21 protein-coding genes are annotated in these 23,129 nt (G+C 56.6%); 15 read left to right on the top strand and 6 right to left on the bottom strand.

Annotated features, from left to right (window positions below; genetic code table 11):
- The first annotated feature begins 234 nt into the window (after positions 1-234).
- A complete protein-coding gene (locus BCV73_RS25575; RefSeq protein ID WP_076175939.1) occupies positions 235-2,229 on the top strand; it encodes an endonuclease MutS2 in 1,995 nt (664 codons plus the stop codon).
- Positions 2,230-2,402: 173 nt separating this feature from the next.
- Positions 2,403-2,822: a TipAS antibiotic-recognition domain-containing protein gene (locus BCV73_RS25570; protein ID WP_076175937.1), complete on the top strand. Its 420-nt coding sequence runs from the start codon at positions 2,403-2,405 to the stop codon at positions 2,820-2,822.
- Between the two features lie 131 nt (positions 2,823-2,953).
- Here the strand turns inward: BCV73_RS25570 and BCV73_RS25565 are convergent, their stop codons facing one another.
- The 3 genes from BCV73_RS25565 to BCV73_RS25555 form a co-directional block, all read right to left on the bottom strand.
- Positions 2,954-4,621 (bottom strand): DUF4179 domain-containing protein, encoded by a 1,668-nt coding sequence (locus BCV73_RS25565; protein WP_089549040.1) that lies wholly within the window; start codon positions 4,619-4,621, stop codon positions 2,954-2,956.
- Entirely contained in the window at positions 4,569-5,135 is a 567-nt protein-coding gene (locus tag BCV73_RS25560; protein WP_089549039.1) for an RNA polymerase sigma factor, read from the bottom strand. Before BCV73_RS25560 ends, BCV73_RS25565 begins: the two co-directional genes overlap by 53 nt.
- Positions 5,136-5,314: 179 nt before the next feature.
- Positions 5,315-5,794: a GAF domain-containing protein gene (locus BCV73_RS25555; RefSeq protein ID WP_076175928.1), complete on the bottom strand. Its 480-nt coding sequence runs from the start codon at positions 5,792-5,794 to the stop codon at positions 5,315-5,317.
- A gap of 247 nt (positions 5,795-6,041) precedes the next feature.
- Here BCV73_RS25555 and BCV73_RS25550 point away from each other — a divergent pair, with 247 nt between their 5' ends.
- Positions 6,042-6,350, top strand: a complete 309-nt coding sequence (locus BCV73_RS25550; RefSeq protein ID WP_076175925.1) for a hypothetical protein — start codon at positions 6,042-6,044, stop codon at positions 6,348-6,350.
- Positions 6,351-6,421: 71 nt separating this feature from the next.
- Positions 6,422-6,904, top strand: coding sequence for a hypothetical protein (locus BCV73_RS25545; protein ID WP_089549038.1), 483 nt, complete (start codon positions 6,422-6,424; stop codon positions 6,902-6,904).
- Positions 6,905-7,020: 116 nt separating this feature from the next.
- Here BCV73_RS25545 and BCV73_RS25540 read toward each other — a convergent pair whose 3' ends face one another.
- The gene (locus BCV73_RS25540; protein ID WP_089549037.1) at positions 7,021-8,025 is read right to left on the bottom strand and encodes an alpha/beta hydrolase; all 1,005 of its coding nucleotides are present in this window, start codon (positions 8,023-8,025) and stop codon (positions 7,021-7,023) included.
- A 302-nt stretch (positions 8,026-8,327) separates the two neighbouring features.
- Between BCV73_RS25540 and BCV73_RS25535 the strand changes: the two genes are divergently transcribed.
- The 10 genes from BCV73_RS25535 (at position 8,328) to BCV73_RS25490 (ending at position 18,531) form a co-directional block, all read left to right on the top strand.
- Positions 8,328-9,050, top strand: a complete 723-nt coding sequence (locus BCV73_RS25535; RefSeq protein ID WP_256993001.1) for a thioredoxin domain-containing protein — start codon at positions 8,328-8,330, stop codon at positions 9,048-9,050.
- Between the two features lie 12 nt (positions 9,051-9,062).
- On the top strand, positions 9,063-9,500 hold the full coding sequence (locus tag BCV73_RS25530) for a disulfide oxidoreductase (protein ID WP_076175915.1): 438 nt from the start codon (positions 9,063-9,065) through the stop codon (positions 9,498-9,500).
- Between the two features lie 181 nt (positions 9,501-9,681).
- Positions 9,682-10,260 carry a GNAT family N-acetyltransferase gene (locus BCV73_RS25525; RefSeq protein WP_089549036.1) on the top strand — a complete coding sequence of 193 codons (579 nt, stop codon included), beginning with the start codon at positions 9,682-9,684 and terminating at the stop codon, positions 10,258-10,260.
- A 22-nt stretch (positions 10,261-10,282) separates the two neighbouring features.
- Complete coding sequence (locus BCV73_RS25520; protein WP_089549035.1) at positions 10,283-11,056, top strand: energy-coupling factor transporter transmembrane component T family protein; 774 nt, start codon at positions 10,283-10,285, stop codon at positions 11,054-11,056.
- A 135-nt stretch (positions 11,057-11,191) separates the two neighbouring features.
- Positions 11,192-11,809 carry an ECF transporter S component gene (locus BCV73_RS25515; protein WP_089549034.1) on the top strand — a complete coding sequence of 206 codons (618 nt, stop codon included), beginning with the start codon at positions 11,192-11,194 and terminating at the stop codon, positions 11,807-11,809.
- Complete coding sequence (locus tag BCV73_RS25510) at positions 11,769-13,385, top strand: ABC transporter ATP-binding protein (protein WP_256993000.1); 1,617 nt, start codon at positions 11,769-11,771, stop codon at positions 13,383-13,385. Before BCV73_RS25515 ends, BCV73_RS25510 begins: the two co-directional genes overlap by 41 nt.
- A gap of 193 nt (positions 13,386-13,578) precedes the next feature.
- Positions 13,579-15,120: an MDR family MFS transporter gene (locus tag BCV73_RS25505; RefSeq protein WP_256992999.1), complete on the top strand. Its 1,542-nt coding sequence runs from the start codon at positions 13,579-13,581 to the stop codon at positions 15,118-15,120.
- A gap of 157 nt (positions 15,121-15,277) precedes the next feature.
- The gene (locus BCV73_RS25500; RefSeq protein WP_089549032.1) at positions 15,278-16,291 is read left to right on the top strand and encodes a S66 family peptidase; all 1,014 of its coding nucleotides are present in this window, start codon (positions 15,278-15,280) and stop codon (positions 16,289-16,291) included.
- A gap of 180 nt (positions 16,292-16,471) precedes the next feature.
- Positions 16,472-17,182: an ABC transporter ATP-binding protein gene (locus BCV73_RS25495; protein WP_089549031.1), complete on the top strand. Its 711-nt coding sequence runs from the start codon at positions 16,472-16,474 to the stop codon at positions 17,180-17,182.
- 38 nt (positions 17,183-17,220) lie between these two features.
- Complete coding sequence (locus BCV73_RS25490; protein WP_218828191.1) at positions 17,221-18,531, top strand: ABC transporter permease; 1,311 nt, start codon at positions 17,221-17,223, stop codon at positions 18,529-18,531.
- Positions 18,532-18,659: 128 nt separating this feature from the next.
- On the opposite strand, the gene BCV73_RS25485 is transcribed toward BCV73_RS25490, so the two are convergent.
- Together BCV73_RS25485 and BCV73_RS25480 are read right to left on the bottom strand one after the other, a co-directional pair.
- Positions 18,660-19,739 (bottom strand): NAD(P)H-dependent flavin oxidoreductase, encoded by a 1,080-nt coding sequence (locus BCV73_RS25485; RefSeq protein ID WP_089549029.1) that lies wholly within the window; start codon positions 19,737-19,739, stop codon positions 18,660-18,662.
- Positions 19,740-19,762: 23 nt separating this feature from the next.
- Positions 19,763-21,025 (bottom strand): BaiN/RdsA family NAD(P)/FAD-dependent oxidoreductase, encoded by a 1,263-nt coding sequence (locus BCV73_RS25480; RefSeq protein WP_089549028.1) that lies wholly within the window; start codon positions 21,023-21,025, stop codon positions 19,763-19,765.
- A gap of 402 nt (positions 21,026-21,427) precedes the next feature.
- Here BCV73_RS25480 and BCV73_RS25475 point away from each other — a divergent pair, with 402 nt between their 5' ends.
- Complete coding sequence (locus BCV73_RS25475; protein ID WP_240913480.1) at positions 21,428-23,014, top strand: ATP-binding protein; 1,587 nt, start codon at positions 21,428-21,430, stop codon at positions 23,012-23,014.
- The last annotated feature ends 115 nt before the right edge of the window (positions 23,015-23,129 follow it).

Below are 23,129 nucleotides of genomic sequence, written 5' to 3'. Positions count from 1 at the left end.
GGAGCGTTGGCCGCTCGACCGTTGTCATGCCGGATACGGGCCGCCGCCTAATGGGCGGCTGGCTCTCCGGCGTACAGGACCGTGCTCTTTGCAGCACGGTTTTTTTGCGTACAGCAAAGGCAGCAGACAAAGGCAGTCCGGCAGACCAGGGGCAGGAATCGCATGCGCGTATTCTCTGCCCCTTTTTGCGTTGCCATAGGAAGAAATAACAAGAAACAGGAGGATGAACTACCAATGGATCAAACGACGATGATCATGCTGGAATACGACAAAATGAAGGAAGCGTTGAGAGACTATGCGGTTTCGTATGAAGGACGCAGGCATATCGATGAATTGGAGCCGCTGACCACGGCCAGTGCAGTCCGCAGGGCGCTGGATGAGACGGCGGAAGCCAAGGCGCTGCTGGATAAAGGGGCCAGCGTCCCGCTGCCATCCCTGGAAGGGATTGACCGGATTGTCTCTCTGCTTCATACAGGGTACCTGTTCGACGAGCAGGATTTTACCGCGGTCCATACGTTTCTGCACAGCTGCGGGCAGCTGCGTAAGTACATGGCCGGGAAGCGCGACATCGCGCCGGGCATCAGCTCCTATGCTTCCTCGATGCAGGAGCTGGCGAAGCTGAAGAGCGAAATTGAGCGCTGCATCCGGTTTGGCCGGGTGGACGATCAAGCCAGCAAAAACCTGGAGCGCGTCCGCAAGAAGATCGCCATCGTTAAGGAGCGCATTCAGAAAAAGATCGCCGCGATTCTGTCCAGGCACGGCTCGATTTTGCAGGAAAATCTGGTCAGCGTCCGGGGCGGCCGATACGTCATTCCGGTCAAGCGGGAGTATCACAAAACGATCAAGGGCTCAGTGCTCGACCAGTCGACGAGCGGGCAGACCGTCTTTGTGGAGCCGGAGGAGGTCGCCCATCTTCAAAGCGAGCTTGGCATGCACGAAGCGGACGAGGCCCGGGAAGAAGGCATCGTGCTGAGCGCGTTGACCGGGCTGCTTGAGGCGGCTTCGGCCGATCTGCTGCTGAACATCGATATCACGGGAACGTACGATTTTATTTTTGCCAAAGCGAAATACAGCCGCACTTTGGGCGGGAACAATGTTCTTCTTAGCGACAGCGGGCGCATCAAGGTAAGCGGAGCGCGGCATCCGTTCATGCTGAAGACGATGGTGCCGCTGCGGCTGGAGCTGGGCGGCGGTTACCGCTCGCTGATCATTACCGGGCCGAATACCGGCGGCAAGACGGTGGCGCTCAAGACGCTCGGGCTGCTCACCCTGATGGTGCAGTCGGGTCTGCTCGTGCCGGTGGAGGAAGGCAGCACGTTCACTGTATTCACTAAAGTGCTGTCGGCCATCGGGGACGGGCAGAGCATCGAGCAGTCGCTCAGCACCTTTTCCGCCCAAATTAAGCGCCTGATCGGGATGGTGGATGCGGCGGACCGCCATACCCTGCTGCTGATCGACGAGCTGGCGGCTGGAACGGATCCGGGGGAGGGGATGTCCCTGTCGATCGCCATTCTGGAAGAACTCAGCAACAGAGGCGCCATGATCATGGTCACGACGCATTTTAACGAGCTGAAGACGTTTGCAGCACGGACGCCGGGCTTCCAGAATGCCCGGATGGAGTTTGATGTCGAGACGCTGGAGCCGCTTTACCGGCTGACGATCGGAGAGGCGGGGCAGAGCTACGCGATTCAAATCGCCACAAAGCTGGGGATGACAGCAGGCATTATCGAGCGGTCGCAGGAAATTTTGCACAGGCAGAAGCCGCTGCCTGCCCTGCAGCCCGATGCAGCCGAGGAACATCCCATTGTTCAAACAGCGTCTGAGCAGATGGAGGAGACAGCTCAGTCCTCCGGCCCACTTGAAGCCAATGAGGGCGATGGAGCAGGGAGCCGGGATCAGGCGGATGAGGATCAGGAGCAAGCATCGGCCGCACCCGTGCGCAAGCTTGAGGTAGGAGACGCTGTCTATGTCAGCTCCTATGGGCGAACGGGCATCGTCTATGAGCCGGAGGACGCCATGGGCATGGTAGGGGTCATGATCCAGAAGGAGAAGATCCGGATCAACCAGAAGCGGCTCAAGCTGTTCATTGAGAAGAGCGAACTGTACCCTGAGGACTACGATTTCGACATTATTTTTGAGTCCAAGGAGAACCGGAAGAAGAGCAAGCTGATGAACCGCAAGCATGTCGAGGGGCTGTCCATCATTCGCGATTCCGACTCGAAGCCCTAAATTGTGAATCGGGTTAAGGAAGAAAAAAATGTTAAAAAAAGTGGATAAATGCTCTTCCGGCAGCGGTTAAATTCCTGCGAAACGGGTAATTGGAAGATGACAAGACCTGACATCAAACGTGCAGACCCTGAGGCAAAAGATATAGATCAGAAAGTCAAGTGGAGGGAGAAACGATGGAACCAGACAAAAGAGGCCGGGACTCAGGCCCGGCCGGATCCAATGTGACCGAGCAGGACGTGCTGACCCAGCTGGGAGGCGAGTCCGAAACGCAGGAGAGCCAGCATAAAATGCAGCTGTGGACCAAGGAAGACTACCTGCGCTCCCAGCGGGAAATCGATCAGATTAACCGGGATTTAAAGGCGGCCATCGAGGAAGGTCATCACCCGGGTGCTCCGCAGGTTCAGCGGATCATCCGCAGGCATTATGAATGGATGAGCCGTTATTACACGCCGTCGGCAATGGTATATATCGGACTGGGAAACTTATATGTGGAACAGACCGAACACAAGCAGCTGTTTACGGCATACCATCCGCAGCTTCCCGTTTTTTTACGGGACGGCATGATCATATTCGCCGAGCGCGAGCTGATGTAAGAAAGATGAACAAGGGTGAGCACAAGAAGCCCGCCTGGCCGATGAATGGCCGGGCGGGCTTCTGCCGCATACGGGGGAGCATTTGTTCATTTCATGGGGTCGGATCCGAGAACTGACTTTACCAAAAGGCGTTAATTAATGGCCGCTTCAACCGTCTCGTCCGGCTCGAGCAGCACGTACACGCCCGGGTTCAGCTGCAGCGCCGTTCCTTCCGGAAGGTTCGAATACGTCTCCACTTTGGTAAACGGCCCGCTCGAAGGCGGCGCAGGGACGTAGTCCGGGAGGATCTCTTTTCCGCCGGCACGGATCACCGATTGCGATACCCCTTTAAAGGTCGGGTCCTCAGAGGAAGACTTCACGATCAACTGGCTGCCCTTCAGATAGTAGGTGAACGTGACCTTCCGTCCGTCCAGATCCATCTGCACCTGCTGTTCAGTGGCAGTCGGCGCGGCCAGATCGTACCAATGCTTCGAAAGGTCCCTTTTTGTAATTTCCAAACCTGAGAAGATAAGCTTCATCGGTTCCCCCGACCAGTCTTTAAACCATGTCGGCGACTCAAAGCGCAGGTAGCCTTCATCCAAATATTCCCGGTGCCGGACCTTCTCGTACATGCCGGTATGATAGTCACTGCCTTCGATGCGCTGGTCTCCCAGCTGCAGGGATACTTTCGTAAAGCGTCTCACGCCCTCAGTCCAGTCATTGGAATCCTGCCTGTATGGGATTCGGATCTGAAGCGGCGTGATGACCAGCTGTTTCAGGTTCAAATTGACGTTTGCGGCCTGTTCCTCATTTGCCGGAAGCGGTTTGCTGTAAATGGCTTCGCTGGCCTTGCTGCCGTCTGCGTTGAAGTCAAAAGCCCAGGTTCCCGCTACTCTCTTGACCTCCTGTAAATAGGTCAGGTGTAGCTTGGTTCCCTTCCATTCCCGTTCCGGAATGGTGAAGGTCGACTGGCACAGCAAATCGTTACCGTCCGGGGGCAGGACCGCCCGGGACACGCTTTGATACGTGTGCGAACCCGAGGTGATCTCCAGGTGGGGGTCCAGATCGCCTGGATCCTCAAGCGGTGACGTCAGGGCATACCGGATGGTCAATTGGTCGTTTTTCCGGACGATCGATTGGATCTCCACCGCCGCGAAGCCGCCTGAAGACGACGATGGAACCAGCCTGGAGCCTTCGGCAATATCTCCTGCAAGAGGCAGATCGTCATATTGGTAAAAAACCAGGTTGCTGGCGTCCAAGTGCATGCTCCGTTTAGACTTCTTCAGCTCATCCTGCAGCTCGAACATCCCTTTCAGTGTATCTTTTTCCTCATCGCGCTTGAGCAGAACGTTTGGCTTGGCATCTTTCCCCTTAGAATCGGACAGGGAGACGGATTCGAAATCGACGGCGTCATAATCCGGAAGGCCCGGAACCTGCATCGTAAAAAGCACATCCATCTGCTCGCCGTCCGTCACGACGCCGTGCAGCTTCATCGTTGTGCCCGACTGCCGGGCACTCAAATCCAGCGGCTCGCCAAAGCCGTGCTGAATGGCATTGTTCACACCCGGCCGTCCCCACAAGTCCCAGCCCGGGTTTATGGCTGCAAATACGGGAACGGCTACCGCCAGGAAGACCACAGCGGAAGCGGCCGCCGGAACCCACTTGCGGGTCACCGATGACCTTTTTACAGTTGAAGACTGGCCTGAATGCCGTCGTCCAACCTCTTCCTCGATCGTGCTCCACATCGCTTCAAAATCGGGAGCGGGCTCAGGCTTTCGTGAAATGGCCCGTTCCATCTGTTCCAAGCTGAATCGGTTCATCGTCGTTCTCTCCTTTCATGAGGGGGCAGGAGGGCTTAGCGATATATTTTCTCATGAGCGAAAGCCCCTTATTGATTCTGGATTTGACGGTCCCCAAAGGAACGCGGATCATATCGGCGATCTCCTGCTGGGACAGCCCGTTAATGTAACGGAGAATCATCACCATCCGTATGTTCGCGGGAAGCCGCCCGTACAGCCGGGACAGCTCCAGGGCCAGTTCCCGCCCTTCGACCGTTTCCTCGACCGAATGCGGGGCAGCCGCCAGATGCCGATAGGAAAAGAGCTTTTCCTTGATGACGCCCGCTTTCGAGCGGCGAAGCGAGTTTTTGCACAGATTGGCGGCGATTTGAATAAGCCAGCGCCGGATATCCTGAATAGAGCTCCGGTCCGCGAGCAGTGCCCGGATAAACGTCTCCTGGCAGAGGTCTTCGGCATCTTCCCTGCGCTGCATCATATAGTAGCAAAAGCTGTAGACATCCCGGTTAAAGGTCTCGAACAGCTCTTTGTCCGTCATTGCCTCACCTTCCTTGACATGCAAAGATCCATGGAACCGATGCCGGCCGGCGGTTGTTCCATCTGACCATAAGACAAACAACGCCGTGTTTTCGTTCATTATCTTATCATGCAGGAATGGAAAAAAGCGGTCTTCCGCATCATAAGCAGAAGACCGCTTTACTTTCCCAGGATCCTATATTACAGCTGTGCCGTCAAAATACCGGCAAACTGTTCGAGAAACTGCCGCTCATCTTGGTCAAACCGCCCCTTCAGCGGGCTGTCGATATCGAGTACGCCGATCAGGCGCTCTCCCTGGACCAGCGGAACGACAATTTCGCTGTTCGAGGCGGCATCGCAGGCGATATGCCCGGGAAACTCATGCACGTCATCGACCACAATCGTTCTCCGCTCGGCTGCCGCTGTACCGCATACCCCTTTACCCAAAGGAATGCGGATGCAGGCCGGGAGCCCCTGAAACGGTCCGAGAACCAGCTCAGTTCCATCGAATAGATAGAAACCAACCCAATTTATGTCAGGAAGGAAGCTGTTCAGCAGGGCCGAGGCGTTGGCTAGATTGGCAATGGAGCTGGGCTCATCATGGATGAGCGACTTAAGCTGTTCGAGGACGGCTGCAAATTGGTCATTCCGGTTTCCTTCGTAGGGAAGGGCTTGAAACATGACGATCCACCTCATTTCTGTCTTTTAACCGTTGGTTAATTATAAAAGATAGTATACAGGAATTCCTTCCACGTCAAGTGAAATTCCTCCCTCTAAAAATCATGGTCATATCCTGTGAAGCCTGCTGATTCCGGCGTCCGGCATGGCTTAAACAGGGATTCTTATTGTTTCCCGGCAGCGGAAGAAGGGTAAACAATGGTAATGACAGGCTCATTTTTACAGGCGTTCGCCGGAAGGAGAGGAATCTATGCGTGCAGACGTACAAAATTTATTCATGAGTATCCACATGCTTTACCATGCCCATCACCATGACTTGACCATCCGTGATATGCAGCCCGTGCTGGAGGCGCACGGCTACAAGGTGGGGGAACGGGAAGTGAAGCAGCAGCTGGAGCGCCTGACCGAATTGAACTTTCTGACGGCTCACGGCGATGAATACAGCTTGACCGGAACGGGAATCGGGGAGTTCAAGGAAATTCAGGTCATGCTTCAGAAACTGTGCGGGGAAGTGCTGGCACCCCTTGAAGAAACGGAGAGCGCGAATGCCGGTGCTTAACGCCCAGGCTTCCAAGATCAACTTCCTGCCACCTAGAATCGTTGCCGCATCTTAGAATGGAGGGAATGAATATGCACAAATGGTTGACTACGGTTTTAACGACAAGCCCGGTGCGGGTGCTCGCGGCGGAGCTGCCCGATGCAGGGACTGAGCACAGCGCACATGGAGCATGGTATTGGTTGTCCTATGCGCTGGCGATTCTTGTGTTCGGATTTGCCATATATGTCATGATTGGAGCGCGTTTGAAGCGCCGGCTCAGTCGTTTGAAGCATACGCTGTCGGATGAATTGGTAAAGGTCAACGGCACCCTGGTAGCCGAAAAATCCTCGGAATTAACAGAGGAAAGAGCAGGCCAATATGCGCAGTCCCATATCCGCAGGCTGACGGATTTGAGGGACCGGCTGAGATCGGATGTGGATGAACTGAGCGAGCTGGATGTTTCCGTATTCGACCTGAAGGGATTAAACCAAGCGATCAGTCATTACAATGCGGAGAAAATGAGCATCCGGGAAGACATTGCGGCAGAGGAGAGCAAGCAGTACAGGATGCGATAAGGCTGTCTGGCTTCATGTTCAGAAAATGGAAAAGCCCCTTGGTCCGAAGGAGAGGAGTCCGGAGTCCAAGGGGCTTTTTTGAGTTGTAATTAATGTTGTGAGATGGTGCAGAAGTCTTACATATTAAATTCCGGCTGAGGAAGCCCCGCCTGCACAGGTTCTTCCACAAGCTCCTCGGCCTGTTCCGGCTGCATGGCAGGAACGGCCCCTTCCATCACATCGCGGACAAATTCCTGCACGGCTTTTTTATACAGCTCCGGGTTGACCCCCAGCGCATTGCCGTGGGAGGCTCCTTCAACGAGAAGAAGCCGTTTCATTCCTTCTTTGGCGGCAAACAGTTCCTCGCTCATTTCCGTCGGGATATAGCGGTCCCGTGTGCCATGGATAAACATGACGGGAACGGGGCTGTACCGGGCGGAGCGGACGGGGCTGACCTGATTCAGCGTAAAGCCTGCTTTCCGGAACAGTCTGCGGTCGACGAGCGGAAGGAACACAGCCGCGGGAATACGGTTCAGCGCCTGCATTTGATGATGCATCAGGCGCGTCAGATCGGAATAAGGGCAGTCGGCGATGACAAAGGCGGCGTCCGTGTGAGGCAGCGACAGGTATTCCAGCACGGTGCCTCCCCCAAGGGACATGCCGTGCAGGCCGACGACCGAGTCGCTGTCGTACGTCGCGCGAATCCACCGGATCCAGGAGTCGATGTCGTGCTTTTCGTGGAACCCGTAGGTCGTATATTTGCCTTCGCTTTTTCCGTGCCGGCGCAGGTCGATCAGAAGCGTGTTGAACCCATCTTCCCGGAAAATGTCCATAAAGGGAATCGATGCCGGAAGCGAGGCGGTATATCCATGGACGAGAATGACGAAACGGTTGGAGCCCGACGGGTGCGGTATGAGCATGCCGTTCAGTTTCAGCCCGTCATAGCTCGTAATTTGAACCTCTTCCTTGGGCAGCGACTCAAAGTAATCCTGCTTGAACAGCCCGACCTGCTCCATGGCTTGAAAGGTCTGCTCGTATGTGAGGGCCTTCATCTGCGTCATTTGATAAAAGGCGTAACGCGTAATTCCTATCGCGGCCAGGACAGCGGCAAAAACGACAATAACGGCAGTCTGCCACTCCATAATATTCCCCCCTTCTTTTTAAACAGTTAAGGTAAAAGTAGTATCACCGGAACGTTTCAAGTCAACTCATATTTTCATGAAAAAACTCACTACGGGCTGTCATGTAATTGATTTTGTTACAATTTATTTAACAATTCCCGATTTGACCGGTTTTGGAAGCGGTTCTTTCTGGTCATCGGCGGGGGGAGATGCTAGAATAACCTAGAGAAGAAGTGTTAAGTAACTTACATTAAGGAAGAACTAAAGACCCAAATGCCAAGGCGCCTCAGCTTTAGTTCACAGGAAAGGAGACGTCAGGCTTCGTGAAACCGAAGAAGAAGCAAGTCAACACCGTGGCCCAACGTAAAGCCGAGCGGGCAGCGCAGGAGAAACGCATGAAGCGGATCATGTGGATTACAGGTGCATGTATCGTCGTGCTGGTCCTGCTGCTGGTGTTTATTCGGCCGCAATCCAAGGAAGCATCGTTTGATTACAGCTCGCTCCCGGTGCTGGGAAATCCGGAAGCCCCGATCAAGATCGTGGAGATGGGCGACTACAAGTGCCCGGCCTGCCAGTATTTCAGTCAGGACATCGAGCCGAGCCTGCAGAAGGATTTTATCGATTCCGGTAAAGCTGCGCTCTATTTCATGAATTACCTTATCATCAGTCCGAATGCAGACTCCAACACGGCTGCACTGGCCGCGCAATCGGTGTTCCATCAGAACAAGGATGAATTTTGGAAGTACTACCACGTACTCTTCGACAACCAGCAGGATGAAAAAACCGAGTGGGCAACGCCAGAGTTCCTGGTGAAGCTGGCCCGCGACAATAACATCAAGGTGGATTACGATCAGCTCAGCAAGGACATCGAGGAGAAGACGTACCAGGATGAAGTGGACAGCCATATGGCTACCGGCAACAAGCTGGGCGTGAACAGCACGCCGACGCTGTACGTAAACGGCGAGAAGGTAGCGGAGAATGTCACGCTCGATTACAACGCACTCAAGAGCTATTTGGATAAAAAGTCGGCTGACACCGACAAGTAAGGGGAGTTTCGGATGGAAGGCAACCGTTTCATTGCGTTCATCAAGCCCTACAGCCTGTATTTTGCCTGGATCGTGTCCCTTATCGCCACGGGAGGCAGCCTGTATTTAAGCGAAGTGATGCACTATGAACCGTGCAGGCTGTGCTGGTTCCAGCGGATATTCATGTATCCGGAAGTGATTCTGCTCGGAATCGCCAGCTATAAAAATGACCGTAAAATCATTCCTTATGCGGTGACCCTCAGCGCGATCGGCGGCTGCATCTCGATCTATCATTATGCGGAGCAGAAAATTCCGGCGCTTGCCAATGCACTGCCGTGCAAGGTAGGCATTCCCTGCAATTTCGATTATTTGAACTGGTTTGGCTTCATTACGATCCCGCTCCTGGCATTGATCGCTTTTATTTTTATCATTGCGTTTCTGCTGATGGGAAGAACGGAAGCACAGCAATAATGGTGTAAAATACAGCGATGGACAAGCACTCCGGCTGCAACCCTCCTCAAGGACACAGGGTAAGCGCCGGGGTGTTTTTTGCGTTCATATGGCAGAAACCGGGAGGGGAGGCGCTCTTGTGCTGCAGGGGGCAGGCGTTGTACATTGATAATATTGCAAAGTACATGAAGGGGGCGTTGGGATGAGCTATCAATGCAGCGGGAACATTCCCGAGCTTGAAGGGCCGCGGATCCGGCTCCGTCCGCTCGAGGAAGGCGACGCCCCGGCGCTGTATGCGTGCTGGACCGACGAGGAGGTGCGGAGGTACTCGGATCTTCCGGACCTGCCGGACGAAGCGGCGGCAGCGGAACTCATCCGGCTGCTAAATCGTTTGGCGGCCACCGAGGATGGGCTCCGCTGGGGAATTCTCCTGCCGGAGGCCGGGATCATCGGCAGCTGCGGCTTGAATTGGTGGCAGCTGGAGGGTGCTTACCGGGGAGAAATCGGCTGCGAGCTTGCGAAGCCCCATTGGGGAAAGGGCTACATGCGCGAAGCGATCGGCCTGATGCTCGGATTTGGCTATCGGACGATGGGCCTTAACCGGATCGAAGCGCTGACCGATCCGCGGAATGAACGAGCCGTCCGTCTGTTCGGGTCCCTCGGATTCACGGCCGAAGGTCGGCTGAGACAGTACCGCCATACGGCTTCAGGCTTTCAAGATGCACTGCTCCATTCGCTGCTGCGTGAAGAATGGGAGCAGGCGGAGTATAACAAGTTTTAGATCAAGAAGGAGCGATCAGACGATGATCCTATCGTATCAAGGGGGAGGCTCGCCGCTGCACCGTATCGACCCGCTCAGCAAGCTCGTGGTCCTGCTATGCATCGCCGTGCTGACGATGCGTTTGCACACATCGGCAGGGCAGGCACTGCTGCTTCTGGCGGCCTCGTTCATGGCCCGAACGGCAGGCGGAGTCAGCTGGAGAAGGCAGTGGAAAGCGATGGCTTTCCTGATCGGTTTAGCGGTTCCGTACTTTATACTGACCCTGCTGACCGTACCCGGCAGCCACACCATTTGGCAGTTCGGCGTGCTGCACGTCACGACGGAGGGAGCCGATGCGGCCGGTTCGGTGACGCTGCGCATGTTTACGGTGTTTCTCTCATCTTTTGTCTACATGGTCACGACCGATCCCGGCGATCTTGTCACCGCGTTAACCCGGCGGATGAGGGTTCCTTACCGGTTCGCCTTCGGCATTTCGATGGCGCTCACGTTTTTGCCTTTGCTTCAAGAAGAAGGGAGAAGCATTTCGGCAGCCCATCAGGTCAGGGGAGCAGCCCGCCCTAAGGGAGTCAAGCAGCGGTTAGGCTGGTGGAAGGTGTTTGTGTCCGCCATGTTGCATAATGCCGTGCGCCGGATTCAGCAGACTGCTGGAGCGATGGAAGCCAAAGGCTTTGGCGCATATCCCGAGCGTACGTTTTTAAGGGAGCAGCAACCGTCTGCTGCCGGGCATATCACGGCGGTTGGGGCCGTGCTGATTACCGCGGCATTGTGGTGGTATATCCACATTGTTAACCTGTAATTTATTTTTTAGGTTGACGTTTCGAATCCGATCATGCACAATAGCAGGGAGGCTAGGCCAATCGCAGGGAATTTGCGATGCGAGTCTTCAAGGGTGAGAAATCCCACCATTTTCCTGATTAGGAGTTGACATGAGATGGAAACTTTATCACAATCAAAGAGACGTGTTGTCCCGTTTACGACGCTGGACATCGTGCTGATGGCGATGCTGGCCACAGCGAACGCGGTATTGACCTTTTATTTATCTTACATTAATAAAATGCTGAACAGCCTGGGCGGGCCCGTGGCGACCTCTACCATCGTCGGCGTGTACATGGTGTACGGCCTGCTGGCCTATTACATTATCCGCAAGCCGGGAACCGCGGCGATTACATACGGAATCGGCGGTGCGATCCAGTGCTTCGTAGGCAATACGTACGGGATTGCGGCGAGCATCGTGGCGGCGCTGTGTTATCTGGTTGTGGCGGAGGCCGTATTTTTTCTGCTTCGTTACAAACGCTGGAATGCCGGTGCGATGATGCTGGTCGGCGGCGCGATGGTGCCGATCTGGTTCATTTGCGCGGCGAACATGTTCGGGTATACGTCCTGGAGCTTTCAGGTGCTGGCAATAACGATGGTGGTGCGGATCATCAGCGGCATCGTGCTGTGCGGCCTGCTCACCAAGGTGCTCGGGGATATGCTTCAGCGGAGCGGACTGCTTAAACGTTTTGCCATTGGCAGAAAGGCTTCTGCGGATGCAGGGAACTTCCATTGAGCTGACGGAGCTTTCTTATTGGTACGAAGATGTGGAGCAGCCTGCGCTCCGCGGCGTGTCGCTCACGATTCCCGCAGGACAGTTTACGGCGGTAATCGGACCGGGCGGCAGCGGCAAGTCTACCCTGTGCCAGCTGCTTAGCGGCTATCTTCCGCGGAGCGGAGGCGGCCGCCGGGAAGGGAAGGTACGGCTGAACACGATTGACCCGGCGGAAGCTCCGATCGCTGAGATCGCCAAGGTGGCCGGCATCGTGTTCCAGGATCCCGACGCCCAGCTGGTGAGGGGCGTCGTCGAGGATGAGGCCGCGTTCGGGCCCGAGAATCTCCGCGTGCCGCCGGCGGAGATCGAGTCCCGCGTGGCCGAAGCGCTGGCGGCGGTGAACCTGACCGCCCGCCGCCGCTCCCCGGTGCGCGAGCTGTCCGGCGGACAGCGCCAGCGCACCGCCATTGCCGCGGTGCTGTCGCTGTCTCCGCGGATGATCGTCTTCGACGATGCATCCGCCAGCCTCGACCCCGCGGCGCAGGCGCAGTTCGTGCAGCTCTGCCGCAGGCTGCACGCCGAGGGCCGGACCGTCGTCACGGTGTCCGGCCGCTTCGACGATGCCGCGCGCGCTGCGGAGCGCGTCATCGTCCTGGACGGCGGCGCAGTCCTGATGGACGGAGCGCCGCAGGAGCTGCTGCGCACCAGTCGGGACCGGCTGGCGCAGCTCGGCGTGCTGCCCCCGTGGGAGGGGGCAGCGGAAGCCGGCGCGCATGCAGCGGAGCCGGCCGCCGGGACCCTGCAGAGCGCCGGCATGGTGACGGCGCCGGCGCAGAGGCCGCCGGATGCGGATGGCCCCGGCGGTGACTCGGCTTCCGGACCGCTGCTGGAGGTCCGGAACCTGAGCTACACTTACCCCGGAGGGCAGGAAGCGCTCCGGGACGTCTCGTTTGCGATGCATCCGGGAGCGTGGGGCATGCTGACCGGTGAGAACGGTTCGGGCAAAACGACGCTCACCCGCCTCCTGATGGGCTTGCTGCCGGTTCCTTCCCGTTCGGTATATTGGAAGGGGCGGGACGTATCCGGGATGCCGGTTCATCAGCTGGCCGGGGACATCGGATACGTGTTCCAGCAGCCGGAGCATCAATTCGTGGAGCATACAGTGTGGGATGAGCTCGTGTACGGCTTGCGGATTCGAAGCGGCTGGCGCCGGCGGCAAGCTGAACTGACGCCTGAGCAGACCGAAGCGGCCGAGGCGCTGCTTGCGGCTGCCGGGCTGAGCGGACGTCGTCAAGACTCTCCATACTTGCTCAGCCAGGGTGAGAAGAAGCTGCTCAGCGTCATCGGCCAACTGATCCAGCCGAAAGCCCTCTACATTCTCGATGAGCCCACCTCGGGCATCGATTACCGCGCCGCGCAGCGGCTGCTGAAGCTGTGCCGGGGTGCCGCCGCCCGGGGCGCTGCCTTGCTCATGATTACCCACGACCCCCGCCTGGTGGAGGAGGATGCTTCTTTCGTGCTCCGGCTCGATCAAGGCAAGGTCGAGGATTACCGGCAGTTGGGCCGGAATCACGGACTTATTCATGTACGGTCATAGACAGGAAGATTTCGTTTGACGACGGTCGAAGGATCGTCTACGCCTGAAACTTCATGCCATTCTATTTTAATAAACCCTATGCATCCGCCCAGTCTGAAAAGCGGTCTCTTACCGGAGGCCATTTTTCGTGCACTGGGTGGATACGTTTCGTTATAAGGAAACTTTGTCAAAACGGGAGAAAGGATACAATAACGTGAATCGATCTGACCATTTGCCTGGAAAGCAGAGCCGGAACTGGATTCTGGCCGGAATCCTCGTATCCACGTTCTTGTCGGCCATCGAAGGAACCGTAACGGGACCGGCCGGTCCGGCCATCATCAGCAGCTTTGGCGGCATGAAGCTCCTCAGCTGGATTTTTACCGCGTACCTGCTGACCATGGCTGTATCCACTCCGATTTTCGGAAAAATCAGCGACCTGTATGGCCGCAAACCGGTATTTCAAATCGGGTCGCTGCTGTTTGTCCTGGGATCGCTGCTGTGCGGCTTCTCGCAAAGTATGGGCCAGCTGATCGCGTTTCGGGCCATTCAGGGCATCGGAGCGGGGGCGGTCATTCCGGTCACTTTTACGATTATCGGGGACGTCTACCGGATTGAAGAACGCGCCAAAATCCAGGGACTCATCAGTTCGGTCTGGGGCATTGCCTCCCTGATCGGACCGCTCATCGGGGGATACTTTGTCGACTATTTGAATTGGCGCTGGATTTTCGGCTTTAACGTGCCGTTCGGGCTGCTGTCCATGTGGATGATCGCCCGCCATTTCCACGAACAGCGGCAGGAGCGTGCTGAAACGCATGTCGATTTCGCAGGTGCCGGAACGTTTACGGTGGGGATGACGGCGCTGCTGTTTGCGCTGGCGACCGGCGGGCAGTTTTTTGCCTGGTCTTCGGTTTGGATCGTGCTCTGCATCGTGCTTGCCCTGGTTTTCCTGGCAGCCTTTATCGTGGTGGAGGCCCGGGCGAAGGAGCCGATGCTGCCGCTGAAGCTGTTCAGGATCCGCGACATTTCCGTATCCACCGTCGCCGCCATGCTGACCAGCGCGCTGCTGATCGGCCTCACGACGTATACGCCGCTCTGGATTCAAGGGGTCATGGGCAAAAATGCCACGATGTCCGGGCTGACGATGGCACCGATGTCGATCGGCTGGCTGTTCGGCTCCGTAGCGGGGAGCCGGCTCATTCTTACCGCCGGTTCGCGGAAAACGACGCTGATCGGCCTGGCCGGCATCGTGATCGGGGCTCTCGGGTTAGCCTGGATCGGCGAGGGGACGCCGCATTACGTGATTTTGATTTTTACCTTTATCTACGGCCTCGGCTTCGGATATTCCAACACGGTGTTCACGATTATTGCACAGTCCTCGGTCGGTTACTCGCTTCGCGGCGCGTCGACGGCGCTGAATACCTTTATCCGCTCGCTGGGCCAGACGGTCGGCGTCGCTGTCTTTGGATCGTTAATCAACTTGACGCTCGCCGGGCGGCTCGCCGATACTCCCGGGCTGGAGCGGGTCGGCCAAGAAGAGGTCAACCAGCTGCTGACTCCGGAAGGAAGCGCATCGCTTCCCAAGGAGTTGTGGAGCGAGCTGAGGCATATTCTTGAGGGGAGCCTCCATTCTCTGTATGTCGTGATGGCAGTCATCGCTGTCGTAAGCCTTCTGATCGTGCTCGGACTGCGAAATACGGTTCCTTCGGCCGGGCCGGAGGAAGAGGAGGAAAGAGCGCGGGAGGGCGCGAATGGATAAAACATCATAGCGTTGCTATCGCAGCAAGGATTCTTCGATGTCCGGAGAATCCTTGTTTTTTTGGAATCTCGGGGCTCGCCAATACCGTAACATCGTCATTGTTCCAGCCGTCCTTTTCTAGTAAGATAATGGGAAAATCTTATGGGGGGGATGGGCAGTGATTCAATATCCGCAAATGGAAAAAGGGGCTGTCGTCGGTGTGACGGCTCCCTCCTCGGGCATAGAGCCCGGTCTGCACGACATGTTCCGCACGGCCGTCAGCCGTATGGAGGAGAGGGGCTATCACATACGCGTCGGGGAGACGGTCTGGACGCAGCACAAGGCCAAGTCGGCCCCGGCCAAGGTCCGTGCCGAGGAGCTGAACGAGATGCTCGGGGATCGCCAAATTGGTGCGATCATTCCTCCGTGGGGCGGGGAACTCCTCATCGAAATGTTGGACCGGGTGGACTTTGACCACATGCCGCCGAAATGGATTCTCGGCTATTCGGACCTCAGCGTCCTTCTTCTGGCCATTACCTTGAAGACGGGAATCGCCACTGCTCACGGGCTCAATTTCGTCGACCTGCGGGGGACGTATTCGGATCATACCTCGGCCATGTGGGAGGCCGTGCTGACGGCCAAGCCGGGCGATCGGATTGCTCAGCAGGCATCGGCCAAATACCAGAAGGAGTGGCGTCATGACGATCCGAGCCCGTGCATCTTCCATCTGACGGAGCCGACGGTGTGGAAGACGGTTTCGGGCGGACCGGAGTCGCTGCAGGGCCGGCTGCTCGGGGGATGCGTTGACGTTATCCGCCATTTGATCGGCACGCCTTACGGGGATGTGGCAGCATTCCGGGAGCGCCATATTCCGGGCGAACCTCTCCTCTGGTATTTGGAGAACTGCGAGCTGAACACAGCCGATCTGCGCAGGTCTCTTGTTCAGATGAAGTATGCCGGCTGGTTCGAAGGCTGCGCCGGGCTGATGTTCGGCCGGAGCGCGGCCAACCGTCCCATGGAAGGATACACGGTGGAGGAAGTATACCAGGAGCTGTCGGAAGAACTGGGCGTACCGGTCATTTACGATATCGACTGCGGTCACGTGCCGCCGCAAATGACGCTGGTGAACGGCGCTTATGCCGAAGTGAAGGCGGTTGGCGGCGGAGGAACGCTGGTCCAGCATTTTAAATAAGCCCGCCGGCTGTAGATCGATTTCAGTCCCGGGACGTATGGATTATCGGGTGAACTTTTCATATAGTTAAATTATGCAGGGTCGGGACGCAGCCGTTCCGATCCATTTGGTTTTGGTGGCCTTTGTTGATATACATAAGCTCTATGGCTCGAAACGGATTATTTTTTCTGGAGGTGGATCATGGAGCCTTTGCTGCCTGTGCTCGATGTGCATATCGAGGAAGCGGGATATGAAGAAGGACAGCCGCGCATTTGGGACGTTTCTTTTCAAGTGGCGCCTGGCGAGCTGCTGGGCGTCATCGGTCCGAACGGTGCTGGAAAAAGCACGACGCTGAAGACGCTGCTCGGTCTGCTAAGATACTCCAAGGCGTCCGTAACGATCGGAGGGGAGAGCGGGCGGTACGCCTACATCCCCGAGCAGCCGGTATTTTATGACGATTTGACGCTCTGGGAGCATCTCGATTTGGCTGCGGCCGCTTACGAATTGGAATACGAGGCTTTTGTCCGCCATGCGGAGGAGCTGCTGGCCCAGTTCGGCATGAGCGGGGTGAAGCATCAGCTCCCGGCCGGTTTTTCCAAAGGGATGAAGCAGAAAATGATGCTCATGCTCGGATTTCTGGCGGAACCCGATATTTATATCGTGGACGAGCCCTTCATCGGCTTGGATCCGCGGGCGACCAAGGATTTTCTGCGGCTCCTGGAAGAGGAGCGGGGCAGGGGCGCCGGCGTGCTGATGTCTACCCATGTGCTGGATACGGCCGAGCGGATCTGCGATGCGTTCGTGATGATCTCCGGCGGGCGAATGGTGGCCAAAGGGGATTTGACGGATATCCGCAGGACGGCCGGGCTGCCGGACGCCTCGCTGTTCGACTGCTTTGATGCCCTGACCTGAGGCCGGATGCTTCGACGAGCCCAGTCTTCGTGGACCGGATGTTTCTTCGCAGACTGGCTGACATCCATGGAAAGGAGATGAACATGGCGGACTCAAGCAATACCGGTTATGCCTACCCAACCCCCGGGCGATTGTTCTGGCACCGGCTCCGGACCCACTGGAAGGAAACGATCGCCGTCATCCGGTCAGTGGCGGACTGGACGGTGCTCCTGTATATGCTGATTCCGGGCGCGCTGCTGGGGGGAAGGCTGTATTACGGTTTATGGAAGGAGCCGCTCCCGCAGTGGAGCAGCCATATGATATTCGGCGTTATTCCTGTATTTCTGTTATTGTGGCTGTCAGCGGGAAAAATGTTCCTTATGGTTCGGGAGGCCGACGTTCTCTTCATTCATCAACGCGTGCGGTGGCTGCGCGGGCTGATGCTGAGGGGAGGCATTTACAGCATGATCGCCACAGCCCTGAAGGCGGGAGCGGGCTTTCTGCTGGTGCTTCCCTTTATGGTCCGCAGATATGGGATCAGCCTTGATGCTGCCTGGTACTGGCTGCTCTTCACGGTGATGGCCGGCGGCCTGATGGTCTGGCTGAAGCATTTCGCACGGATCCGGGCTCACGGCTGGCGGAGATGGCTGCTGTATCTGCCCATGGTCGTGCTTCCGGCCGCAGCATACGTCATATTGTCGGTATGGTGGATAGACAGCCCGTCCCGGCTGGCTGCCGCTTCCGCCCTGCTGGCGGTGATCAACGTGCTGCTGCTCCTGGTGCGGATGAGAGCTCGCGGCACATTTATGAACGATATCCAGGAAGAGCTGGTTCAGCGGACCAAACTGACCGGACTCGTGCTGAGCAGCGCCATGGACAAACCGCGGAAAATTCGCAGCAGACCATGGATTTTCCGGCGGTCCCAGCGTCTGTTCCGATCGACAACGCCGGTCCATCGCCTGGCCGGGGCATGCGTGAAGGCATATGTACGCCAGACGAAGCAGCTTACAGGATATGCGCAGGTTATGTCGCTCAGCGCGGCCATTCTGTTGACGCTGCCCCCCGGGGTGAAGATTCTGGTCTACGCCGCGCTTCATTTGCTGCTGGCTTACTGGCTGTATTTGAATGCAGCGGCCTTTATGAAGGAATGCTTTGTTACGATGCTGCCCTGGGCGGACGAGGTGAAGCTGGGCGCCATGAAGAAGGCCGTGCGGATGCTGCTTGCGCCGTATGCGCTCGTGACGTCAGGGCTGCTGCTGTTCTCGATGCTGCCGGTCTGGGCAGCTGCGGTTGTGCTGATTCCGCTGGCGCTCGCAGCTGTTTGGATCACGGTAACCCTTCTTCAGTTGCTGATGCTGCGAAAGATATGATCAACAGCTCTGCTCCAAATATATACGTTCTTAATCTAAAAAAACGCCGGATCTTAGATCCAGGCGTTTTTTGGTAGGAAAGCATAACGTCACATCATTGCATCACAATCGTACGAATCGCGCAGGAGCTAAGATTCCAATATTTCGAGCGCCTGCCGGACGGTTTCCTCCACGATGTCTGCGGCGCTCTGGCCCGCTTTCAGCATTCTTGTCGCCTGCCCGGCCCATAGCGACATGTAACCGGCTTGATTCTGCCGGGCGGCCGCGTTCCGAATATCCCGGGTCGCCGTGTTCTGCGTCGGGAACGGCAGCGGCTCTACGCCGCTCTCGTTCCACTCCCGGACGAAGGCGTTGGCGATGCCCCGGGCGGGCCGGCCCGAGAAGGCCTTGGTCAGCACCGTGCTCTCTTCGGTGCTGGCAAGCAGCGCCGCCTGATAGGCGGGATGCGCACCGGATTCGGCTGCCGTCAGGAAGCGGGTGCCCATTTGGACCGCCTGCGCTCCCAGAACCATGGCGGCGACCATGCCGCGCCCGTCCATGATGCCGCCGGCGGCGATGACCGGGATGGACACCCGGTCGGTAATCTGCGGCACGAGGGCAAAAGTGCCGATGTTCGCCCCCATTGGGTGAGCATCGACGTTGAACGTGCCGCGGTGGCCGCCGGCCTCGCTTCCCTGGGCGACAACCGCATCGCAGCCGGCGCGCTCGGCTTCCAGCGCCTCCTCAACGGTGGTCGCCATGGCGACCACCTTCATCCCGGCCTTCTTGGCCAGCTCCATATGCCGCGGGGACAGCACGCCAAAAGCGGTGCTGATCACGGGAACGCCGGCTTCAAGCACTTCGGCGAACTGCCGCTCCAAGTGATCCGGCGTTTGGACCGCCTGGGGCGGGGCGGGCGGCAATCCCAGATCGTCCCGGATGGAGTCGAGAACACGCTGGACCTCGGCAGTCCGGCGATTGTCGTCTTCCATCGGGACGGTGAACAGATTGACCGCAAACGGGGCGCTTGTCCGCCCGCGGATGTCCGCGATCGCTGCGCGGATCGCCGCAGGCTCCATGTAGGCCGCTCCCAGAGTACCGAGACCGCCGGCATTCGATACGGCGGCCACGAGTTCAGGCGTCGTGGGACCGCCGGCCATGCCCGCCTGAAAAATAGGGTAACGAATGCCGAATTGCCGGCAAAAATCATTGTTCAGCTCCATCCTCATACCGATCACCTCGAATTGGATTATTAATGGTAACACGCTGCGTGCATGCCGGCGGTATAGCCGGTCGAGAAGGCGGCCGTAATGTTGTAGCCGCCGGTGTATCCGTGAATGTCGAGTACTTCGCCGCAGAAAAACAGCCCCGGCATCAGCTTCGATTCCATCGTCTTCGGATTGATCTCCTTCAGGTTGACGCCTCCGCCGGTGACAAACGCCTCCTCGATCGATTTGGTGCCGACCGCGCGGAAACGGAACTGCTTCAGGCAGGCGACAAAATCCCCCCACTGCTGCTTGGGCAGATGGGCGTAGGTCGCGTCCCCGTCCAGCTGGGATTTATCGAACAGCAGCGGAAGCAGCCGATCGGGGACCTGGCCCTTGAGCACGTTACGGATCGCCTTTTTCGGCTCGGACGCGAGTTTGTCCCTAAGCAGCTGGTCGAGTGACGAAACGTCCAGATTCGGGAACAAGTCGATGGCCATTTCGACGTCGGGCGTATGAAACTTATTTTTGACCTGCCGCAGAAATTGGCTGCATCGCAGGGCGATCGGACCGGATACGCCGAAATGGGTAAAGATCATATCCCCGCGGTGCCCGATCACTTTTTTACCTTTGGGATTCCACACGGAGAGCTCCACGTCCCGCAGGGAGAGTCCCTGAAGCTCCTTGGACTGGATCCACTTTTCATGGGAAACGATAGGGACTTCGGTAGGGTACAGCTCGGTAATCGTGTGGCCGGCGGCCTCTGCCCAAGGGTAACCGTCACCGGTGGATCCAGTATGGGGCACGGATTTGCCGCCGGTGGCGACAATGACGCTGGGGGCTCTGTAAATATGGCCGGACTTCAGACGAACGCCTGCCGTTCTTCCATCCTCATAGAGCACCTCCTCAATCGGGCTGTCCGTTTTGATCTCCACGCCGAGCCTCTTCACCTCCTGAATGAGAGCGCCCACGACGCTGGCGGCCTTGTCGGATACCGGAAACATCCGCCCGTTGTCCTCTTCCTTCAGGGCAATGCCGAGCCCTTCAAAAAAGCTCATAATATCCCGGTTGTTAAAATGCTGGAACGCGCTGTACAAAAAGCGGCCGTTGCCCGGGATATGGGCGATCAGGTCATCGGTTTCTTTAGCATTGGTTACGTTGCAGCGGCCGCCTCCGGAAATGCCGAGCTTGCGGCCAAGTTTATTTCCTTTGTCCAAAAGCAGGACAGATGCCCCATGCCGGGCGGCCGAGACACATGCCATTAGACCCGCGGATCCGCCTCCGGCAACAATTACGTCATATCGGTTCACTGGTTAAACTCCTTTATTTTTACGTCAGTCTATTTTCCTGTTTCGTGTGTCCTTTTTTAGGATATATCAGGATATATTGTAATATCGTGTTGGCTGTGATTTAATCAAAAGGAAATCGTCTTTCATCATAAAACAGCGGTACATCTTCCTATTCCTTGTAGTCCGTTAAACCTGTAATGAATCGCTTTCACTCGAACGGCAAGAAGAACCAGCTGCAATCACTAAAGATTCGTATTGGGAACTACACATACCTGCCCTGGCGGGGAGGAGGGATTGGCGATTATTTACGCACTGAAAAACATTATAACACAGGTACTTATGGCCGGTTCCTTCGCTTTTCTCTTCCCAATGGGACTGGACAAATATGTCCGGGTTTTTAGGCGTAGAAAGCGAATGGAAGCCATGGATTTTGATCTTGTCATTATTTTGTCCAGCGCTCTGACGATTTTGCTCTGCTCGATGTTTTCCACCTCCATTTTTAACTACATTCCATTAAACCTGGGCATTCTGCCGCTGTTTATCGGGATGCTGTATGGAGGATATAAGACGGGCCTGCCTCTGGCGGGGCTGTGCCTTCTGTGCGACTTCATATTTAATCCCAATTGGACGGTTCTCGGTTTGTTTCTGCATACCGGATTACCGCTATACCCTCTTCTGATCTGGATGTCCCCAAAGTTCCGGAAAGGGCCGCTCACGGAGAAGATCAACAAGCTGTGGCTGTGCCTTATGCCTGCGATGCTATTGATCACGGCCGCCCCGATTATCGAATCTCCCAACCTGAATTTAACCGATGCAGGGCTGGTGCTGATCGTTCTCTTCTATATATTAACCAGTATGTTCACCGGGGGTACTCTGGTGTATATGATTGAATTTGCTCTGGAGAAGCTGCGGCTGAAGGAGCAGGTTATGGGCATCTCCGAGAAATATCTCAGGGAAGAGGAGAAGCTGCAGCAGGTCATCGATGCTACGCCCATTTCAATGGTTTCGGTTGATCATGCCGGAAATATTACAAGCATCAACGACACGATGATGAACCTGGTCAAGACGAAGGACCCCGACCTTACTAAGCAGGACGTGCTCGGCTACCCTGTCACGATGTTCGTGGATATCATGGGTCAAGACTACATCAACTACCGGATCGTTCAGGCGCTTCAGGGCAAGAAGCTGGGCAATGAACTGATCCGCATCGGAACGCATAACTACTACATAAGCACATCACCATTAACGAATACACATACAGGTGCCATTATCGGAGCGGTCCTCGCTTTTCAGGACGTGACCGAGCTGGCGAGGCTGCGAAGCGAGCTGGAGAATGTGGAAAGACTCAGCCTTGTCGGTCAGATGGCGGCCAGCATCACCCATGAAATACGCAATCCCATGGCCGTCGTCCGGGGCTTCCTGCAGCTGATGAAGGAGAAGAGCCCGGAAGCGCTCGACCATTACTACCGGATCGTCATGGAGGAACTGGACCGGGCGAACGGTATTATCAACGACTTTTTATCCCTTGCCCAGAACCGTATCGCCGAGAAAGAACAATGGCATCTGCATACGATCATCAGCGATTTAAGCCCGCTGTTGTGGGCGGATGCGAATCTGCGCGGACAGACGATCGAGCTGATCCTGGACGAGAAGGTCCCGGAGCTGAGCCTGAACGCCAAGGAAATCAAGCAGCTGGTGCTGAACCTGTCGCGCAACGGCATGGAAGCCATGGAGGAAAAAGGGCAGCTGACGATCGAGACGAGGCTGAACGACTCCTTTGTGGAGCTGATCATCAAGGATACGGGGATGGGGATCGCCAAGAGCAGGCAGGAGCGGCTGTTTGAGCCGTTTTTTACGACCAAAGCCAAAGGTACCGGGCTCGGTCTTGCCCTCTGTCTCAGCATCGTGGAGCGCCATCACGGCAAAATATCGGTAGAATCGGAGGAGGGAAAGGGGACGGCTTTCACCATTCAGTTCCCCGTTACGGATTCGTGGGCGGGAATGATCTGACAGCCCGCAAGGCCGCTGCTTCTCTTGATTTCGACCCTTATGGATGTATAATAGGAGTATTAACAGCGGATGTTGTTATGAGCTTGTCCATTGATATTTTGTATCCAAGGAGTGA

Source organism: Paenibacillus sp. SSG-1, assembly GCF_002224835.1.
Classification (GTDB): Bacteria; Bacillota; Bacilli; order Paenibacillales; family Paenibacillaceae; genus Paenibacillus_AQ; species Paenibacillus_AQ favisporus.
The sequence above is the reverse complement of the archived record's forward strand: the minus strand, read 5'-3'. Positions and strand labels throughout refer to the sequence as shown.

What these genes read in the sequence shown, in the direction of transcription:
- BCV73_RS25520 (WP_089549035.1), top strand. Translation starts at nt 10,283, where the DNA reads ATGATCCTATCGTATCAAGGGGGAGGCTCGCCGCTGCACCGTATCGAC.
- BCV73_RS25565 (WP_089549040.1), bottom strand. Translation starts at nt 4,621, where the DNA reads ATGAACCGATTCAGCTTGGAACAGATGGAACGGGCCATTTCACGAAAG.
- BCV73_RS25530 (WP_076175915.1), top strand. Translation starts at nt 9,063, where the DNA reads ATGGAAGGCAACCGTTTCATTGCGTTCATCAAGCCCTACAGCCTGTAT.
- BCV73_RS25485 (WP_089549029.1), bottom strand. Translation starts at nt 19,739, where the DNA reads ATGAGGATGGAGCTGAACAATGATTTTTGCCGGCAATTCGGCATTCGT.
- BCV73_RS25545 (WP_089549038.1), top strand. Translation starts at nt 6,422, where the DNA reads ATGCACAAATGGTTGACTACGGTTTTAACGACAAGCCCGGTGCGGGTG.
- BCV73_RS25550 (WP_076175925.1), top strand. Translation starts at nt 6,042, where the DNA reads ATGCGTGCAGACGTACAAAATTTATTCATGAGTATCCACATGCTTTAC.
- BCV73_RS25575 (WP_076175939.1), top strand. Translation starts at nt 235, where the DNA reads ATGGATCAAACGACGATGATCATGCTGGAATACGACAAAATGAAGGAA.
- BCV73_RS25495 (WP_089549031.1), top strand. Translation starts at nt 16,472, where the DNA reads ATGGAGCCTTTGCTGCCTGTGCTCGATGTGCATATCGAGGAAGCGGGA.
- BCV73_RS25560 (WP_089549039.1), bottom strand. Translation starts at nt 5,135, where the DNA reads ATGACGGACAAAGAGCTGTTCGAGACCTTTAACCGGGATGTCTACAGC.
- BCV73_RS25525 (WP_089549036.1), top strand. Translation starts at nt 9,682, where the DNA reads ATGAGCTATCAATGCAGCGGGAACATTCCCGAGCTTGAAGGGCCGCGG.
- BCV73_RS25490 (WP_218828191.1), top strand. Translation starts at nt 17,221, where the DNA reads ATGTTTCTTCGCAGACTGGCTGACATCCATGGAAAGGAGATGAACATG.
- BCV73_RS25555 (WP_076175928.1), bottom strand. Translation starts at nt 5,794, where the DNA reads ATGTTTCAAGCCCTTCCCTACGAAGGAAACCGGAATGACCAATTTGCA.
- BCV73_RS25570 (WP_076175937.1), top strand. Translation starts at nt 2,403, where the DNA reads ATGGAACCAGACAAAAGAGGCCGGGACTCAGGCCCGGCCGGATCCAAT.
- BCV73_RS25540 (WP_089549037.1), bottom strand. Translation starts at nt 8,025, where the DNA reads ATGGAGTGGCAGACTGCCGTTATTGTCGTTTTTGCCGCTGTCCTGGCC.
- BCV73_RS25475 (WP_240913480.1), top strand. Translation starts at nt 21,428, where the DNA reads ATGGATTTTGATCTTGTCATTATTTTGTCCAGCGCTCTGACGATTTTG.
- BCV73_RS25515 (WP_089549034.1), top strand. Translation starts at nt 11,192, where the DNA reads ATGGAAACTTTATCACAATCAAAGAGACGTGTTGTCCCGTTTACGACG.